Raw genomic sequence first — 17,679 nt, forward strand, 5'->3', positions numbered from 1 at the left:
TGCTTGCAGATCAAGAGGCAGTTGGGCTAAACCTTAAGTCTTTGAGATTAAAGCCTAATTGCATTTGGGTATCTAGGCGAGCGATTTTTTTGCAGATTTGGGCGCTTTCAAAATGTGCATCAAACTTTTTACGATATTTAGGTAAAAGCTCAGGATCGGCATTGGCTGCTTCAATATTTGGATAGAGATTTAAGATCTCTTGCGCAGCTTTTGGTCCAAGGCCTGGAATCCCCGGGATCTTGCTCGATGAAATCCCAGCAATGCCCCAATAATCGGTGAGTTGATCCGGGCGCACATGAAACTCATTACTGACAAACTCAAAATCTAGCCAGCGGTGCTGAAAATAATCGCGGATAAAGAGGTTAGGTTGCAAGAGTTGGCAGTAGCCTTTATCGGTTGAGATAATGGTCGCTTTACTTTGCGCCGCGGTGACTTTCTCGGCCAAGGTTGCAATCAAATCATCCGCTTCATCGCCTTCACTTAATACCGAATCGAGCTGATAGCTTTGCCACCAAGCTTCTTGAATGCTATCTAAGCCTTGTGCCAAGGGGTCTGGCATAGGTTTACGATCTTGCTTATATTCAGGCAGTAACTCACTGCGCCAACCACGATTTTGCTTAGCAAGATTGCCTGTTTCATGATGATCAAACACGGCGACCATATGGGTTGGGTTTGCTTCTGCAATAATCCGATCTAAAGTTCGTTGGCTAGTTTGGATGGTTCGCTGGATATCACTTGGATCGGGCTGCGCACTATGAATACGACGAATCAAGTTTAAAGCATCAATGATCACAAGGTGAGCAGACATAAGCATCCTTTCAGTTGAGTGGAAAATAATAAGTTAAGTGGGAAATAAAACAGGCTTATCTTAACAAAACTTCATTGAATACTAAACAAAAACGGCCAGTCGAAACCAGCCGTTGTTTAGTTTTAGAGGTCGTTAGTTTTAGAGATGTTTAGCGCTTGACTCGATAGCAAGGCACATATTCAGAGCCTGGCAATTTCATCCGCTGCTGCTCAACAAAATCATTGAGTAGGGTATCCATTTTTTCCATCAAGACAGGGTCACCATCAATGATAAACGGGCCTTTTTTCTTGATCTCGCGAATGCCTTCAGCTTTGACGTTACCCGCTACAATCCCAGAGAATGCTCGGCGTAAATTGGCCGCGAGCTTTTCAGGAGCTTGATCGAGATGCAAATCAAGCGCAGCCATGGACTCGTGGGTTGGCGCAAAAGGTTCTTGGAAGCTTGGATCAATATGCAGTGACCAGTTATAGCTATACGCATCGCCAATTTCTTTGCGGTGTTCGCGAATTTTAGGCAGCGCATCTTTCATGATTCGGGCAGCTTTGGCTGGATCATCTATTACAATCTGATAATGCTTTTGTGCATCTGGGCCTAGTGTGTCATGGATGAACTGATCGAGCGATCTGAAATAATCTTCACTTTCTTTTGGACCGGTTAAGACCACAGGCATCGGCTGATCTTTATTCTCTGGATGCATTAAAATGCCAAGAATATATAAAAGCTCTTCCGCTGTGCCCGGGCCGCCAGGGAAGATGATGATCCCATGCCCCATACGCACAAAGCCTTCCAGACGCTTTTCAATGTCCGGCATAATGATGAGCTCATTCACAATTGGGTTTGGCGGCTCGGCAGCAATGATAGATGGCTCGGTTAAACCAATATAACGCGGGTTTTTATAACGCTGCTTGGCATGTCCAACCGCCGCGCCTTTCATTGGGCCTTCCATTGCGCCAGGGCCACAACCTGTGCAAATATTCATTTCGCGTAGGCCAAGTTCACTGCCCACTTCACGGGTATATTGATATTCAATCGGATTAATTGAGTGGCCGCCCCAGCAGACGATTAAGTTAGGCTCACAGCCAGAGTGCAGCGCGCGCGCATTACGTAAAATCCCAAATACAACATTGGTGATTTGCGTAGGATCATGGAGTTTCCACGGCTGAATTTCAGAGAACTGAATATGGGTGAAGACAATATCACGTAGCACAGAGAAGAGGTGATCTTGAATGCCTCGAATAATCACACCATCGACAAACGCATGCTCAGGTGGATCAATTAGTTCAAGCTTAATCCCACGTTCACGACGCAGTACTTCGACCTCAAAGCTTTCATATTGGCTGAGCAGTTCTTCACTATTATCTGTGTGGCTGCCTGAGTTGAGCACAGCAAGGCTACAGTTGCGATAAAGTTGGTAAATATCACTTGTTGCCGCTTTTTCAAGTTTGGTAACTTCTACTTGAGAAAGCAAATCCATTGCCCCTGTTGGGCTGATTTGAGTCATCATAAAGGCTAGCTCCTTCTTATTTATATCTGCCCTTAGGATGTTATCAGTTGCGCCTTGAAAGCTGTCGCGACTGATTTACATCACTAAGTGATGACTTTAACCCTACTCTGCTTCATCAAATATATCTAGTGAATTATTAAGTCAAATCAATAAACTGAGAGCTCATAACCTCTTCTTATCAAAGGCAAGTGAAGCAATGCGATCGCTCACGGGGTTTCTAAAAGTGTTAGCTACCAGAATTAGATAAGCTGGCTAGGCTGAGCTGCTGGATATAAAGCTGACGCACTAAATCATCATCAGGGTAAGAGGAGCGTATTTTGATTAAGCCTTGGTTAAGTGAGCGTAAGCACGCATGACGAATACTATCGCTGGCAAAGCTTGCAGCAGGGGCATTATTAATTGTGTAGATCTCAATCCAGTTTTGCGAGCATTTTGGCTTACTTGGGCAGTCAAGGGCTTGCCATATATTGGGATGCAGGCCAACCGTACTAAGCAAAATATCAAGTAAATCTTCTGCGCTTAATGCATTATAGGATTTTGATACAAAAGGATATTCAGCCATTCCAACGGCTAAGTTAGAAGAAAGCTCAGGGAAGGGCTTGAGCCAAGATTGGACTTGGGCAAAAATCTCTTCTGGGCCGCGTTTGGGATAGTCTTGCGGCGTGATATATAAAAATAAAGTGTCGGAGAAATGATAAATTCTTCCCGGTTCTTGCACTTGCGATTTTAAATGCTCGCCCAAGGCTTGCTCCAACTCAAGCCCAGAATGATATCCTTGACTGAGATAATACTTGGTCAAGTTGGGAATCGAGAACATCACAAAGTGGAGGCGATCGGTTAACGGCTCTTCAATGATTTCACCTAAGCGCCACTGCTCTAGTACCTTGCTGCTTTGCTCTAAAGAACTGGGCAGCTTTGCATTGAGCATACGCAGGTTTTGCAGCTTGGTGCGTGGGTGAGTGTAAAGCTCCTGAGTTTGCTTCTCAAGTTCATTATGGGTGTTTTTGTTATTATAAATGCGTCGAATAAGCATTAATAAAAGTAGGCAAGTAAGCACAAATCCAAAGATACTGACTCGTTGATATTTAATCGTATTTTGCTCAGCAAGGGATAATTTTCGCTCAAGTGTAGTGTAGTGAAGCGACTGCTCAATAATGTTTTTTTGCTGCTTAAAGATATCTTCATTGACCGCATTAAACTTCGCTGTGCGATCGGCAAAAAGTGATTGGTAAAGCTTCAACGCTTTCAAGGAATCTTGGGTACGATTAAGTGCTTCATAGGCTTTCGATAGAATCAAATAGCCAGTTAGCTTAATTTCATTTGTGTCTTGATTACTTGCAAGGTTCACCGCTCTTAATGCGTAATTAATCGCTGGGTTATATTCTTTTTCTTGCATCGCAAGGGCGGCGTTTAATATTTCAAATTTAGCTTTGATGTTTGAATCTAGGCTAGCATCTAAAATTGGCTTGGCCATCTTTAAATATAATTGCGCTTGATGTGGGGAGTTGATACTTAAATAAGATTTAGCAATATTAAGCCATAAATTGACATTATCCACATCGGTACGGTTTTTTGTATTATCTAGAATGTTTAAATAATGCGCTAAAGCCAAATTATAACGACCTTGCTGATAATAAATATCTGCAATTAAAGAAATTGTTCTAATCAGCTGTTTAGATTCTGGGTATTTCTTATAAAAGTCTGCTGCTTCATTAATATGTTCAAGGGATTTATCTAACACTTTGCGCGTATAAAATAGGTTGGCAAGGGTATAATTCGTTTTTGCGAGTAAAAAGCTATCACCACTTTCCACCGACATCCAATAGCTGGTTAAAAGTTGGGTTAAGGCATTATCGTAATCTTTTTGCGATAAATAGAAATTACCTAGGCCTAAGTGGTAGCGTATTTTGAGCTGAGTATCAGGTAAGTTAGATAGAACTTCTTTGGCATTTTCATAAGCTTGGAGCGCAAGCTGGTACTCGTTGTTTGAGGCAAAGACTTTCGCATTCAATAAATATAACTTGGTTTTTAACTCATTCACAGCCAGTGGTGATTTAGCATCATTGGCTTCTAAACGCTTTTCGGTATTATTTAAAATAAAGATAATTTGTTGCGCAGACGGATTTTGATGCCATAAAATCTCTGAACGAATTAAGTCATTTTGAATACTTAAATACGTGAGCTTGTAATCAATAGCTATTTTTTCAGCGCGTTCAACGGTTGCCAATGCGAGCGAGGTTAAATCGAGTTTATTATATGCACGAGCCATGACTTGCAAGGCATGTACAGTGCTTGCAGGTGAGCGACTACTCGATTCAGTCGTATCGCGTTTGATGTTAGATTCTGCAGTGTTTTGATCGACAAACTTACGCTTTTGCAAAAAATCTTTGCTCGCTTCAAGTGATACATTAGGATCAATCTCGAGCATGTTTTCAGCTGTATTAAGCTCAGGTGAGGAGTACACGCCAAGCGCAAAACTTGGCATTGGAAGCAAGTATAAAAACGTCAAAATAAGACAACAAAAAGCACTAAGCAGCTTGTTATACTTTTGATTTATATATAGATTCATTTTCATCTTGCTTCCTGTTGATTACTGTCTTGCAAGGCGCGTGAAATGCTCTGGTAAGGTCTCTTCGCTTGAACGATAGGGGTTGATATCTAAACCACCACGACGCGTATAACGTGCATACACAGTAAGCTTTTCAGGCTGGCAATACTTCATAATATCACAGTAAATACGTTCCACGCATTGTTCATGAAATTCGTTATGATTACGAAATGACACTAAGTAACGTAATAGCGCTTCGTGTGAGATTTTGTTGCCTTTGTAAATGATTTCGACACTGCCCCAATCTGGCTGGCTGGTGATCAAACAGTTTGATTTTAAAAGGTGTGAATGCAGGCTTTCTTCTACCACTTCATCGCTCGTACTATTTTTTAAATACTCAGGCTTAAAGTCGTAGCTTTGAATAATAATATCTTGCTCATCAATACAAGTGCCTTGCATCGTATCAATGCTAGCTTGATTAAATTTATTCAGCTTATATAAGTGTACTTCGACTGCAGCGCCCGCGCACTCAGATAAGTCACGCTCAAGGTGGCGTTTGACGGCATCCCAACTGGTAAATTTAGATTGATTTAAACTATTTAAATAAAGCTTAAATGATTTAGACTCAATTAAATTTGCGCTCGTCACAGGTAAACTGACATAACCGATTGCAACTTGAGGTAAGCCGTTGATATTGAGCCAAGATATTTCATACATAGTCCAAATATCACAACCGAAAAACGGCAACTGCTGAGCCGATAAACCGAGCTCATCACGATTAAGCTGACGCGACACCGCTTGCAGTAAGCTTGGATCATAGACATCGGTATAGCTTGTGCTTTTACCTAAAGTCAGCTCTTTTAAAGCTTCTGCTTTGGCATAATGGCTGTCAATCTTGTTGGTTTGGGGATTTTGTATATCTGTTTTTTTTTCGCAAGAAGTAGTCATATTTAACATCAATATCGATTAGAATAGGCGCATGTTACTCAATCCATCCGCTGCTGTCATCATTGAGCGGTTGGAATGCCTAAAAATTATTTGCCAAGTGAGTTTGAAATGAACAATCCAATTAGTATGTGTCTTATTGATTTAACTAAAAAATATATAAATGCTTGGCAAGAAAAACACCAAAGCCTGCCACCTGCAGGTGAACTTGCTGAAATTGAATCGCCTTGTTTAGTGACATCTGAAAATGGTGACAAACTTTGGCAAGCCGTTCCCCATGAACAAGTGAAACAGCTCGAAGGCGTTGAAAAGGGGATTGAAATTGCCATTCATTCGGATATTCACCTTTTTTATGGTAGCCAATATAGCGCCGATCTTAACCTTTTGTGGCAAGGCAAACCCTTTGTATTGCTGCAAGCATGGAGCGCAGATGACTTTGAGCGTCTGCAAGAAAATATTTTAGGCCACTTGGTGACGCAAAAACGTTTAAAGCTTAAACCAACCGTCTTTATTGGGGCGCTGGATAGTGATACGGACGTGATTTCTATTTGTAACATTACGGGCAATGTGCTGCTTGAGCGTTTAGGCACGGATAAAATTGACGTGCTCAGTGAAGATTTAGAAAGCTTTTTAAGTGCTTGTGAGGTTGACGTTTAAACCGCGTCTAAGCTTTAGCCAGACACCAAATAAATAAAATGAAGCAAGTGAGCAATAAGTGTATTTAGTCGAATTAGATTTTGAATGTTTTGATAACACCACGATTAACGCAGTAGAAAAAGCAATCAACGCGTTGGTTGAAGCGCTACGTTTTAACGGGCAAATTTTAGGCCGTGAGTTTCCGGTCATTATGGGCGAGGCAAGTTTTCGCCTGCGCGCCATTTGTCCTGAGCAAGATAGCCTACATCCGAAAAATCACTCCAACTATGTGAAAAAGCGTTGGCAAGAATTATCCGATGCTTATGTCTTGGCGCCTAAGATACGTCTTTTAGGGCAAGATATGAACTCAGAATACACAGCTCCGCAGTCCGACATAGCGCCAAGTTGGCAGATTTTATATACCACTTATGTGCATAACTGCTCACCGCTGCGTGATGGGGATAACTTTATGCCGATCCCTTTATACCGCAATCCGCCAACCTTAAATGGCGATCACAAGTCATTAATAAAGTGGCAAACTGAGTGGCAAGCCTGTGATGAATTGCAAATGGCTGGCGGCTGCAAAGCTGAGCACGCTGCGCTGCGTGAAATTACTGATATTAACAGTGACTTGTTCCGCCGCGGGTGGGATTTACGTGGGCGATTGGAATATGTGACTAAGGTGCCGACATATTATTATTTATATCGCGTTGGCGGTGAGAGCCTTGTGGCAGAAAAAGCGCGCAAATGCCCACGCTGTGGCGGTGATTGGCTGCTTGATGAACCCGCACATGAGATGTTTCATTTTAAGTGCGATGATTGCCGCTTAGTCTCGAACATCTCATGGGATCATTTGAAATAAGTCATAAAACTTGGCGAAATAACAATATTTGTTATCAGCCGCATTTGTTATAAACCGCGCAAAGCCTGACTTAAAATCCGATCAAAATGACCTGCAAACTGGCGTTTATCTGCCTCGGATAAGGCATTTGGGCCGCCAGTTTGAACCCCACTTGCGCGCATGGTTTCCATAAAGTCACGAATGTTTAAACGCGACTTTATGTTTTCCTTAGTAAATAACTCCCCTCTAGGGCTTAGCGCTTGCGCGCCTTTAGTTAAGAGCTCATCCGCAAGTGGAATATCTTGAGTGATGACTAAATCTTTCGCCTGAACACGTTTTACAATTTCGTGATCCGCAACATCAAAGCCAGCACTGACTTGTATTTGTGAGATCATCTCACGCTTAGGTAAAGGCAATGGATGGTTGGCAACAAATACAGTTTTTATCTTAGTGCGCTCGGCGGCGCGGATAATCATCTCACGCATAGGTTTTGGGCAGGCATCGGCGTCGACCCAAATGGTAAAATTACTTTGATTCAAGTTGTGTGATCCTTTGATCCAGTTGAGCGATTTTTTCGTCTGCTAGGGCGAGGTTTTTTAGCGCCTCATCAAGTTGCAGCTGGAGCGCTTGGATGTGCTCATGGGTATCTTTTGGCGCAGCTGGCGTAGCTATTTCAACTTTCGGCACATGGCTTTGCTTTTGCCAAGTTTTTAACGCGGTAATAATGGCAGGCATAGGCACAGCAAAAGGCAAGCGCGATTTGACCAAAGCTGTGGTCGGCTTCTTGCCTTCAGCCGTTAAATCTTCAAAAATTTGGCTTAATGTTTGGGTGATGTCTTGGGTCTGCATATGTAATTTTCTCTCCCTAAAATAACTTACTTGACCAGCCTAGTTTCTGGCGCAACACATTATAATAACTATAGTCCTTTGGATGAATGAGACGCAAACTATGTGGGCTTTGATAAATGTGAATATCGTCATGCGGGGATACCGGCAGCGAAATTTGCCCATCACAGCTGACTTCTTGAGTGCCGCGGGTGTTTGGCGAAACTTTTAGACGTAGTTTACGATCCCCATCAACCACAAGCGGTCGGCTTGAAAGCGTGTGTGGAAACATAGGTACCAGCGAGATGGTATTTAAACTTGGTGATAAAATCGGGCCACCGCCTGAGAGTGAATATGCCGTTGAGCCGGTAGGGGTGGCGATAATCAAGCCATCTGAGCGCTGCGAAAATGCGAATTTTTCATCAATATAAACTTCAAATTCAATCATATGCGCGATTTTATTAGGGTGCAGCACCACTTCATTTAATGCACTATTACGACTTTTCACATTCCCATCACGCATGATTTGTGCTTCAAGTAAGAACCTTTCTTCTTCTTGGTATTCACCATTTAAAACTTGGCTAAGCGGCTCTTGATAGTCATCTGGACTTAAGTCGGTTAAAAAGCCTAAGTTGCCACGGTTCATACCAATCACAGCAATCGGGTATTGAGATAAGGTTCTGGCTGCGCCAAGCATATTACCATCACCGCCGACGACAATCGCAAGGTTGGCTGTTTTGCCTATTTCTTCGATCGGCGCAAAGCAGCTTTTATCTAATTCAGGAAGCAACTCTTCCAGTCTTTGATCAAGGATAACCTGATGAGATTTATCGGTGAGCCAATGGTAAAGCTCAAGATGAGTTTGAATCGCCTTTAGATTTCTAGGTTTTCCCAGAATACCGATAATCGGAAAACAAGACTGCATAGATTTTCCTTGTTGTGAAAAATGATGAGTTTAGGGCTTGAATTGACCACTTCTATCCCCATAATATACCTAAAGCTATTATGATGTGTATCAGTTTTAGGTAACTTTCACTGATGCAGACTCGATCATTGATGAAAAGGCAGGTTTTTCTACCTTTAGTGGATAAAGTTTATACTTTAAGAATAAAGAGAAAAGCTTGATTTAAATATATCTTGGAGAAACCATGACACGCGAACAAAAAGACACCCCAGAGCAAAATGAAGCAGTTGAGCAAGAGCAAATGCAAGCTCAAACTGATGACGCACAAATTATTGGCGGTGAAGCTGACCTAGGTGACGAATTTGTTTCAGAAGATGATGCAGCGCAAGAAAGCGTAGAAGAAAACTCGCAAGAAAATGCACTTCTAGCTGCGCTTCAAGCAAGTGAAAACCAACTTGCTGAGCAAAAAGAAGCTGTATTGCGTGCCCGCGCAGATGTTGAAAACATGCGTCGCCGTAGCGAGCAAGAAATTGAAAAAGCGCGCAAATACGCGTTAAATAAGTTTGCTGAAGAACTTTTACCAGTGATTGATAACCTTGAGCGTGCAATTGGTGCAGCTGACGCTGAAAACGAAGTGGTTAAACCTCTACTTGAAGGCGTAGAAATGACGCACAAAGCCATGCTGACAACGGTTGAGAAGTTTGGCTTAAAAGAAATTAACCCAGAAGGTGAAGTCTTTAATCCAGAATTCCACCAAGCAATGGGCATGCAAGAAAGCCCAGATCACGAATCAAACACAGTGATGCTTGTGATGCAAAAAGGTTATGAGCTTAATGGTCGTGTGATCCGTCCGGCTATGGTGATGGTTGCTAAATAACATACTCGTCATCCTTGGCGATCTAACTGCGTTAAAACAAAAGGGCAGACTTTCGGGTGTGCTCTTTTTTATTGCCTGTTATTTATAACCTTTCTCTTGAAAGGGGGGAATTTGCGAATATTTTGTACAGATAGGGCTATTTTTGAGGTTTTTTTGAAAAAAAATAAATTTCTCCCTTGAAAAGCAAATAAACGCCCTTATCTATGGAGCATAAGGTTATTCACTTACCAGATGATGATTGAATAGATAGGTAAGTGTTGATAACACCACGTAAATAAAATACAGAATTTGCATCAATTAGGCTTGAAACCTAATCGAAATACCCCAATTAAAGGGGAAGGCAAAAATTGAATAACGAACTTCTTTGGAGAATCTCAAATGGGTAAAATCATTGGTATTGATTTAGGTACAACTAACTCATGTGTTGCAGTACTTGACGGCGACAAGCCACGCGTTATCGAAAACGCAGAAGGCGAGCGCACAACAGCATCTGTCATCGCATACACAGACGGTGAAACACTAGTTGGTCAACCTGCAAAACGCCAAGCAGTGACCAACCCTGAAAACACTTTATTTGCGATCAAGCGTCTTATTGGTCGTCGTTTTGAAGATGAAGAAGTTCAACGCGACATCGAAATCATGCCTTTCAAAATTGTGAAAGCTGACAACGGTGATGCTTGGGTTGAAGCAAAAGGCCAAAAAATGGCTGCGCCACAAGTTTCTGCTGAAGTTTTGAAAAAAATGAAAAAAACTGCAGAAGACTATCTTGGTGAGAAAGTAACAGGCGCAGTTATCACAGTTCCTGCATACTTTAACGATGCACAACGTCAAGCAACTAAAGATGCTGGTCGTATTGCTGGTCTTGAAGTGAAACGTATCATCAACGAACCAACAGCAGCAGCGCTAGCTTACGGTTTGGATAAAAAAGGCGGCGACCGCACTATCGCAGTTTATGACCTTGGTGGTGGTACATTTGATATCTCTATCATCGAAATTGATGAAGTTGAAGGCGAAAAAACATTCGAAGTTCTAGCGACTAACGGTGACACTCACCTAGGTGGTGAAGACTTTGATAACCGTCTAATCAACTACTTAGTAGCTGAATTCAAAAAAGAGCAAGGCATTGATCTAAAATCTGATCCACTTGCTATGCAACGTGTAAAAGAAGCAGCAGAAAAAGCGAAAATCGAGCTTTCTTCAGCGCAACAAACTGACGTGAACTTACCTTATGTGACTGCGGATGCAACAGGTCCTAAACACATGAACGTAAAAGTAACGCGTGCGAAACTTGAGTCTTTAGTTGAAGATCTAGTTCAACGTTCACTTGAGCCGCTAAAAGTTGCACTGGCTGATGCTGATCTTTCAGTTGATGAAATCACTGACGTTATCCTAGTTGGTGGTCAAACACGTATGCCAATGGTTCAAGCGAAAGTTGCTGAATTCTTTGGTAAAGAAGCACGTAAAGACGTGAACCCTGATGAAGCTGTAGCAATGGGCGCAGCGGTTCAAGGTGGCGTACTTGCTGGTGACGTGAAAGACGTTCTTCTTCTTGACGTGACTCCGCTATCATTTGGTATCGAAACCATGGGCGGCGTGATGACTAAACTGATTGAGAAAAACACAACGATTCCAACAAAAGCGAATCAAACGTTCTCAACAGCTGAAGATAACCAAAGCGCAGTAACGATTCACGTACTGCAAGGTGAGCGTAAGCAAGCGACTTATAACAAGTCTCTAGGTCAATTTAACCTAGAAGGTATTCAACCTGCGCCACGCGGTATGCCTCAAATCGAAGTAACATTTGATTTGGATGCGGATGGTATCTTGAATGTGTCTGCGAAAGACAAGAACACAGGTAAAGAGCAAAAAATCACTATCCAAGCTTCTGGCGGCCTAAGCGATGAAGAAATCGAAAAAATGGTTCAAGAAGCAGAAGCAAACAAAGAAGCTGATAAGAAGTTCGAAGAGCTAGTTACAGCGCGCAACACTGCGGATCAACTTATCCACGGTACGCGTAAGCAAATGGAAGAAGCAGGTGATGCACTTCCAGCTGAAGACAAAGAAAACATCGAAAAAGCAATTGCTGCACTAGAAACAGCTAAATCTGGTGACAACAAAGAAGAAATCGATGCCAAAGTTCAAGAGCTAGCAACTGCTTCTCAAAAACTAATGGAAATCGCACAGCAAAAAGCTCAAGCAGAGCAAGCTGGCGCGGCTTCTGGTGAGCAAGGCGCAAAACAAGACGATGACGTTGTTGACGCTGAGTTCGAAGAAGTTAAAGAAGACGACAAAAAATAAGTCGTTTGAAAACTAGCAGGTGAAAACTTGTTGGTAAATGAATCTGCGGGCTTGGGGCAACTCTTGCCCGCAATTTTTGATCTGTCCTTCTAGATAATTATTTTTACTAGAACGATTATCTAGAAAGATACAAGAAACAAGTTGTTATCAGAATATCTAAGTGCTGTATAACCTAAAATGGACTTGTTTGTTAAAGCAAATAATTGGTGGTAAAACATGTCAAAACGTGATCTTTATGAAGTCTTAGGCGTTAGCCGTGATGCTCAAGAGCGCGAGATTAAAAAAGCATATAAGCGTCTAGCGATGAAATATCATCCAGATCGCAACCCTGATCCTGATGCAGCGGAAAAATTTAAAGAAGCAAAAGAAGCGCACGAAATCTTAACTGACGCGCAAAAACGCCAAGCTTACGATCAATACGGTCACGCAGCCTTTGAACAAGGTGGCATGGGCGGTGGCGGCGGCTTCGGTGGCGGCGGCGGTGGTTTCGAGGACATGTTTGGTGACATGTTCGGCGATATCTTTGGTGGCGGCGGTCGTCGTGGCGGCGGTGGTGCACGCGCGCAACGTGGTAGCGATTTACGCTATAACATGGAACTTAGCCTAGAAGAAGCGGTTGGCGGTTGTGAGAAAGAAATTCGCATCCCTGTGCTGGCAAGTTGTGATACCTGTGAAGGAACTGGCGCGAAGAAAGGCTCATCAAGCAAAACTTGTACGACCTGTCACGGCCAAGGCCAAGTGCAGATGCGCCAAGGTTTCTTTGCGGTGCAGCAAACCTGTCCAACTTGTAGCGGTAAAGGCAAGATCATTGAAAACCCATGTGGCACTTGTCATGGTGAAGGGCGTCATCAGAAAAATAAAACCCTTAACGTTAAGATCCCAGCCGGTGTTGATACAGGCGATCGCATTCGTCTAACGGGTGAAGGTGAAGCCGGAGAACGTGGCGCGCCAGCAGGTGATCTATATGTTGAAATGCATATTCGTCCACACCCAATTTTTGAACGCGAAGGCAGCAACTTACATTGCGAAGTGCCGGTAAGCTTTACTCAAGCGGCGCTTGGTGGTGAAGTCGAAGTTCCTACTCTTGATGGACGCGTCAGCTTGAAAGTTCCTGAAGGCACACAAACTGGACGTATGTTTAGAATGCGTGGCAAGGGCGTGAAATCTGTGCGTGGCGGCGCTGTGGGTGATCTAATCTGCAAGCTTGTTATTGAAACGCCTGTACACTTAAGCACTGAGCAAAAAGACTTATTGCGTCAACTTGAAGAGTCGTTTGGCGGCGAAGCAGGCAATAAGCACAAGCCAAAATCAAAGGGTTTCTTTGATGGCGTGAAGACTTTCTTTGAAGATTTAAAGAAATAAAACGCTAACAAGCGAGCTTATAGCATTGAGCAAGATATAAAGCCAGTTGAATCTTTCAGCTGGCTTTTTTGTTTGTGATAACATATATACTTAAAATCATTGAAATAACTAAGATTGAAGATAAAAAATGACCCAAGAAACACAGTTTAGCCCACAAGATGAAGCCTTTATGCGCCTTGCGATCAAAGCGGCAGACAAAGCCCAAGAACGCGGTGAAGTCCCTGTCGGCGCAGTTTTAGTGAAAGATGGTGAGCTGATTTGTGAAGGGTTCAATGTTTCGATTACAGAGCATAATGCCTGCGGGCATGCTGAAATCGAAACCATTCAAAAAGCAGGAAAAACCTTAGAAAACTACAGGTTAACGGGCACAACTTTATATGTCACACTGGAGCCTTGCGCGATGTGCGCCGGCGCTTTATTACATGCCAGAGTCGAGCGTATTGTATTTGGTGCTTTTGATCCAAAAGCTGGCGCCTGTGGCAGTGTGTTGAATTTATTTACAAGCGAGCTCGCTTTTCATTATGCAAAAATTGAAGGCGGCTTACTTGAAAGCGAGTGCAAAGCCCAGATTCAAAATTTCTTTAAAATGCGCCGTAAGCAAAAAAAACAAGCTAAGCAAGCGGCGCAGCAATTAGAGCAACAAAAGAAAGCATTAGATCTACAGACGAAAGAATTAGAACAACAGACAAAACAATTAGAATAGTGCGTCATGATATTGACGATACAAGGAGTGAGTATGCAAGGTGATACGTTAACCCATTTTGAAGACGAAAAGTCTGATCTTAAACCTGCACTTAAAATTGGCATTAGTGCGTGCCTTGCAGGGGAGAATGTCCGTTTTGATAAGGGCCATAAACGCTCGTCATTTTGTATGGATGAGCTAGCAAATTATGTCACCTATCAACATTTTTGCCCGGAAGTGGCTGTGGGCTTGCCGATCCCAAGACCAAGCATTCGCCAAATTGCTCACCCTGATAAAATCCATGTCTCGCGCCCTGATGGGGACTTGGATGTCACCGAAAAGCTGACCGATTATGGGATCAAAATAGCTACTCAAGCAGCGACTGAGTTATCCGGTTTTATCTTTTGTCAAAAGAGTCCGAGCTGTGGCATGGAGCGAGTGAAAGTGTATGCGGCAGATGGTAAAAGCTCTGAGTCCAATGGTGTGGGGCTGTTTGCTGCGCAAATCATGCGCTTAAATCCTTACCTGCCTTGTGAAGAAAGTGGGCGTTTGTCTGATCCCGCTTTGCGTGAGAACTTTGTGATCCGCATTTTTACCTATCAAGCGTTTCAAGCGCTGAAAGCCCAAGGCTTGACCAAGCAAGGCTTAATTAATTTTCATAGTCAGCGTAAGTATTTGTTGATGAGTCATCATATCCCAAGTTATAAGAAAACAGGGCAAATTTTAGGGGATATGTCAGAGGATTTAGAGCAAGTAGCGCAAGCGTATTTTGCCCAGCTGATGACAGGTCTGAAGCATGTTGCAACCCATAGAAGCCATGTGAACACATTAATGCACTTACAGGGCTATTTTAAGAAGTTTTTAACCAAAGCTCAAAAGCAAGAATTAAGTCAGCATATTGAAGATTTTCGTCAAGGTTTGGTGCCGCTGTTAGTGCCGCTAACTTTAATCGAACATTATTTAAAAGAATATCCAGATGAGTATTTAAGCTCTCAGCTTTATTTAGCGCCATATCCTAAAGATTTAAAATTAAGATACTTATAAATGAGATAAAGATGCGGGATAAATAAGAGGGGTATTTTGGCAAACATATTTATGAATGAATCATTTTTATGTTTGCCAGTAGGTTAGATGATAGACATCATCTCTTTTTACTTCAATTAAGTTAAGTCAATTAAGTGGAAACTAAAGCTTATAGCGCGGCTACAAATGAGCGATGACGCCACAAGATTTTCTTTTTATTGTTGAGTAAACGGCGCTTTCTTTGCGCAGTTGTTTTTAACTTAATAGAAGAACGTTTTTTCTTTAGCATAGCTAGTTCTCCTTTTTTAAGTGGGATAAAAACCCACAAATTTATTTTAGATTTGGAGTGTGACAGTTTAAATCTAATTTCATTACAATTTAAAAACCTGTCAAAACCTAGGTGATTAATCCTTCAAACACCCTATTACTCCATTATATATACTCCTTTTTAAAAGAAGATCTAGTCTTAATTTGGCTTTTTTTGAAAAAAAACAAGAAATCCTAAAAAAATGTATATGCGATCACGTCTATCGACCAGTATATGGGGGATAGATTTTGTCTTCATATAAAAAAAGCAGCTTTAAGATAAACTTACCTTAAATGCTGCTTTTTTATTAATTATCTTACTAAATGTTAGGGAAATGTAGCAAGTTTATTTTTGAGTTGTACTTTTTTTATCCATTGATGATTTTTCTTCGGCTTTTGCATCAGAATCAGAAGTTTTCGCATCGCTTGAGGTGTTTGCATCCGTTGGCGCACTTGGCTTTTCTTCTGCTTCAGCTTCTGATTTAGCTTTTGCCGCTTCAGCGCTAGCTTCACTTGGTTCAGAGGTACTTGCTTTTGATGCGTCATCTGATTGCAAAGGCGCAGCCTCCACTTCATCAGTTTGTTCTAACTCAGGCAAGATTTGATCGATCACTTGGAAGTCTTCATCTGTGTCTTCTACTTCTTGTGCTGGGTTTTCATCTAAATAAGCCAAGATACTTTGATAGTAGCGGCGAATGTTTTCTACATAGCTTTGCGCTTCGCGTCCACGCGCATAGCCATAACGCAACTGTTTAAAGTAACGCGACTGCTCAAGCATTGGTAGGCGCTCTTTGACATCCGTCCATGAGTTAGGATCGCCACCTTGGCTTTCGGTTAAGCGACGCGCATCCATCATATGACCAAAGCCGATATTATAAGAGGCGAGCGCAAACCAAATTTTCTCATGTTTTGGAATCGAATCTGGCACACGCTCAACAATCTTATCTAAATATTCCACGCCGCCACGAATCGACTCTCTTGGGTTAAGTCTGTCTTTTACATTCACGCTTTGCGCAGTCGGTAGGGTCAGCATCATCATCCCACGCACGCCAGTTGGGGAGGTTGCATATGGGTTCCAATGTGATTCTTGATAAGACAGGGCGGCAATTAAGCGCCAATCAAAATCTTTTGAGTACTTTTGGAAAAGCTTTTGATATTTAGGCAATTTCGACTCAAGTGAGCGAATAAATGCGCGGGTGTCGACATAATCAAAGCTTTGAATATGGCCAAAATATTTTTCTTCAAGCTTGGCAAGCTCACCTGATTGGCTTAAATCGCCAAAAAACTCAATCATTAAGGCATATAAGCTTTCATCTTGTTCTTGGCGAATAAACCAAGACACGCTTTGATCTTCAGATAATTCTAAGGCTTTGTTTAAATTTGGATGCAAGCGCTGAGCCAGTGCAAGGTCAACAGAGTCAACCAAGGTAAAATCTAAGCTGCCTTCTTCAACTTGTTGTAAAAGGGTAGAGGCATCGCCATTTTTCGTCAGCTCCCAAGTGAGATCTGGGTTGTCTTGCTTGATTTGATTTAAGGTTTGAATAAAGTGTTCTGATTCGACGATTTTAAAACTTTTATTTTTATCTTTGATTTCAGTTACCAGCTGCTTTAAATTTCGTGGGCGATAATTGCCTTTTTTATATACTAGCTGCTGGCTGACATAATAATACGCAGGGCCGGCGCGAAAATCTTTCAAGCGCTCATCGGTATGGGTAAGCCCTGCAGCAATTAAATCTACTTCATTACGCTCAAGCGCAGGAAATAACCCCGTGACTTGATAAGAGGGCTTGATTTCAAGTTTCACCCCAAGTTCATCCGCAAAACGTTTGGCGAGTTCATAATCTAAGCCTGTCGGGCCATTTGGGCCAATAAAGTAAGAGAGTTGGTTGTTGATCGTCCCCACACGCAAGACGCCACGCTCTTTGATTTGTGCTAACTCACTTTTTGTGTCGGATTCAATTTGACAAGCAGTTAAAAAAACACTGGCGCAAAGAATACACAAAGCATGAAGAATAGATTTTAAATGAATAGTTTTGAGCATAAAAGTTTCAAAATAAAAGTGTGGATGTGAAGGCGTATTTGTTTGTTTTCTAGCCAAAGCTGAATGCGAAATACCCAAA

The 17,679-nt window shown here is 42.2% G+C and carries 15 protein-coding genes; 7 read left to right on the forward strand and 8 right to left on the reverse strand.

The genetic code is table 11. The features are described 5' to 3' along the window. Positions 1 to 10: 10 nt before the first annotated feature. The 4 genes from xni to queF form a co-directional block, all read right to left on the reverse strand. On the reverse strand, positions 11 to 808 hold the full coding sequence (gene xni / locus AC2VOY_RS10030; RefSeq protein WP_491831204.1) for a flap endonuclease Xni: 798 nt from the start codon (positions 806 to 808) through the stop codon (positions 11 to 13). Between the two features lie 148 nt (positions 809 to 956). After that, a complete protein-coding gene (gene ppnN, locus AC2VOY_RS10035) occupies positions 957 to 2,312 on the reverse strand; it encodes a nucleotide 5'-monophosphate nucleosidase PpnN (RefSeq protein WP_491831205.1) in 1,356 nt (451 codons plus the stop codon). Positions 2,313 to 2,538: 226 nt separating this feature from the next. Further along, positions 2,539 to 4,887, reverse strand: coding sequence for a tetratricopeptide repeat protein (locus AC2VOY_RS10040; RefSeq protein WP_491831207.1), 2,349 nt, complete (start codon positions 4,885 to 4,887; stop codon positions 2,539 to 2,541). 15 nt (positions 4,888 to 4,902) lie between these two features. Beyond that, the gene (gene queF, locus AC2VOY_RS10045; RefSeq protein ID WP_491831208.1) at positions 4,903 to 5,808 is read right to left on the reverse strand and encodes an NADPH-dependent 7-cyano-7-deazaguanine reductase QueF; all 906 of its coding nucleotides are present in this window, start codon (positions 5,806 to 5,808) and stop codon (positions 4,903 to 4,905) included. Positions 5,809 to 5,916: 108 nt separating this feature from the next. Between queF and syd the strand changes: the two genes are divergently transcribed. After that, positions 5,917 to 6,462, forward strand: coding sequence for a SecY-interacting protein (gene syd / locus AC2VOY_RS10050; RefSeq protein ID WP_491833074.1), 546 nt, complete (start codon positions 5,917 to 5,919; stop codon positions 6,460 to 6,462). Positions 6,463 to 6,520: 58 nt separating this feature from the next. Further along, positions 6,521 to 7,303: a Zn-ribbon-containing protein gene (locus AC2VOY_RS10055; protein ID WP_491831209.1), complete on the forward strand. Its 783-nt coding sequence runs from the start codon at positions 6,521 to 6,523 to the stop codon at positions 7,301 to 7,303. 47 nt (positions 7,304 to 7,350) lie between these two features. On the opposite strand, the gene AC2VOY_RS10060 is transcribed toward AC2VOY_RS10055, so the two are convergent. The 3 genes from AC2VOY_RS10060 to nadK are packed head-to-tail and all read right to left on the reverse strand — an operon-like array spanning position 7,351 to position 9,032. Next, positions 7,351 to 7,800 (reverse strand): YaiI/YqxD family protein, encoded by a 450-nt coding sequence (locus tag AC2VOY_RS10060; protein WP_491833075.1) that lies wholly within the window; start codon positions 7,798 to 7,800, stop codon positions 7,351 to 7,353. Between the two features lie 7 nt (positions 7,801 to 7,807). Continuing rightward, the gene (locus AC2VOY_RS10065; protein WP_491831210.1) at positions 7,808 to 8,131 is read right to left on the reverse strand and encodes a hypothetical protein; all 324 of its coding nucleotides are present in this window, start codon (positions 8,129 to 8,131) and stop codon (positions 7,808 to 7,810) included. 16 nt (positions 8,132 to 8,147) lie between these two features. Beyond that, positions 8,148 to 9,032 (reverse strand): NAD(+) kinase, encoded by an 885-nt coding sequence (nadK, locus tag AC2VOY_RS10070; RefSeq protein WP_491831211.1) that lies wholly within the window; start codon positions 9,030 to 9,032, stop codon positions 8,148 to 8,150. Positions 9,033 to 9,255: 223 nt separating this feature from the next. Between nadK and grpE the strand changes: the two genes are divergently transcribed. The 5 genes from grpE to AC2VOY_RS10095 all read left to right on the forward strand — a co-directional run bounded on the left by grpE (position 9,256) and on the right by AC2VOY_RS10095 (position 15,274). Continuing rightward, positions 9,256 to 9,888, forward strand: coding sequence for a nucleotide exchange factor GrpE (grpE, locus tag AC2VOY_RS10075; protein WP_491831212.1), 633 nt, complete (start codon positions 9,256 to 9,258; stop codon positions 9,886 to 9,888). 378 nt (positions 9,889 to 10,266) lie between these two features. Next, on the forward strand, positions 10,267 to 12,186 hold the full coding sequence (dnaK, locus tag AC2VOY_RS10080; protein ID WP_491831213.1) for a molecular chaperone DnaK: 1,920 nt from the start codon (positions 10,267 to 10,269) through the stop codon (positions 12,184 to 12,186). Between the two features lie 216 nt (positions 12,187 to 12,402). Further along, entirely contained in the window at positions 12,403 to 13,548 is a 1,146-nt protein-coding gene (gene dnaJ / locus AC2VOY_RS10085) for a molecular chaperone DnaJ (RefSeq protein ID WP_491831214.1), read from the forward strand. A 127-nt stretch (positions 13,549 to 13,675) separates the two neighbouring features. Further along, positions 13,676 to 14,251, forward strand: coding sequence for a tRNA adenosine(34) deaminase TadA (tadA, locus tag AC2VOY_RS10090; RefSeq protein WP_491831215.1), 576 nt, complete (start codon positions 13,676 to 13,678; stop codon positions 14,249 to 14,251). A gap of 33 nt (positions 14,252 to 14,284) precedes the next feature. Next, on the forward strand, positions 14,285 to 15,274 hold the full coding sequence (locus tag AC2VOY_RS10095) for a YbgA family protein (RefSeq protein ID WP_491831216.1): 990 nt from the start codon (positions 14,285 to 14,287) through the stop codon (positions 15,272 to 15,274). A 631-nt stretch (positions 15,275 to 15,905) separates the two neighbouring features. On the opposite strand, the gene mltF is transcribed toward AC2VOY_RS10095, so the two are convergent. Beyond that, on the reverse strand, positions 15,906 to 17,600 hold the full coding sequence (gene mltF / locus AC2VOY_RS10100; RefSeq protein ID WP_491831217.1) for a membrane-bound lytic murein transglycosylase MltF: 1,695 nt from the start codon (positions 17,598 to 17,600) through the stop codon (positions 15,906 to 15,908). Positions 17,601 to 17,679: the final 79 nt, after the last annotated feature.

Source organism: Vibrio sp. KMM 9700, assembly GCF_058545285.1.

Coding starts and splice junctions, on each gene's coding strand:
- queF (WP_491831208.1), bottom strand. CDS start 5,808: ATGACTACTTCTTGCGAAAAAAAAACAGATATACAAAATCCCCAAACC.
- dnaK (WP_491831213.1), top strand. CDS start 10,267: ATGGGTAAAATCATTGGTATTGATTTAGGTACAACTAACTCATGTGTT.
- dnaJ (WP_491831214.1), top strand. CDS start 12,403: ATGTCAAAACGTGATCTTTATGAAGTCTTAGGCGTTAGCCGTGATGCT.
- ppnN (WP_491831205.1), bottom strand. CDS start 2,312: ATGATGACTCAAATCAGCCCAACAGGGGCAATGGATTTGCTTTCTCAA.
- AC2VOY_RS10065 (WP_491831210.1), bottom strand. CDS start 8,131: ATGCAGACCCAAGACATCACCCAAACATTAAGCCAAATTTTTGAAGAT.
- tadA (WP_491831215.1), top strand. CDS start 13,676: ATGACCCAAGAAACACAGTTTAGCCCACAAGATGAAGCCTTTATGCGC.
- mltF (WP_491831217.1), bottom strand. CDS start 17,600: ATGCTCAAAACTATTCATTTAAAATCTATTCTTCATGCTTTGTGTATT.
- grpE (WP_491831212.1), top strand. CDS start 9,256: ATGACACGCGAACAAAAAGACACCCCAGAGCAAAATGAAGCAGTTGAG.
- nadK (WP_491831211.1), bottom strand. CDS start 9,032: ATGCAGTCTTGTTTTCCGATTATCGGTATTCTGGGAAAACCTAGAAAT.
- AC2VOY_RS10040 (WP_491831207.1), bottom strand. CDS start 4,887: ATGAAAATGAATCTATATATAAATCAAAAGTATAACAAGCTGCTTAGT.
- syd (WP_491833074.1), top strand. CDS start 5,917: ATGAACAATCCAATTAGTATGTGTCTTATTGATTTAACTAAAAAATAT.
- AC2VOY_RS10095 (WP_491831216.1), top strand. CDS start 14,285: ATGCAAGGTGATACGTTAACCCATTTTGAAGACGAAAAGTCTGATCTT.
- xni (WP_491831204.1), bottom strand. CDS start 808: ATGTCTGCTCACCTTGTGATCATTGATGCTTTAAACTTGATTCGTCGT.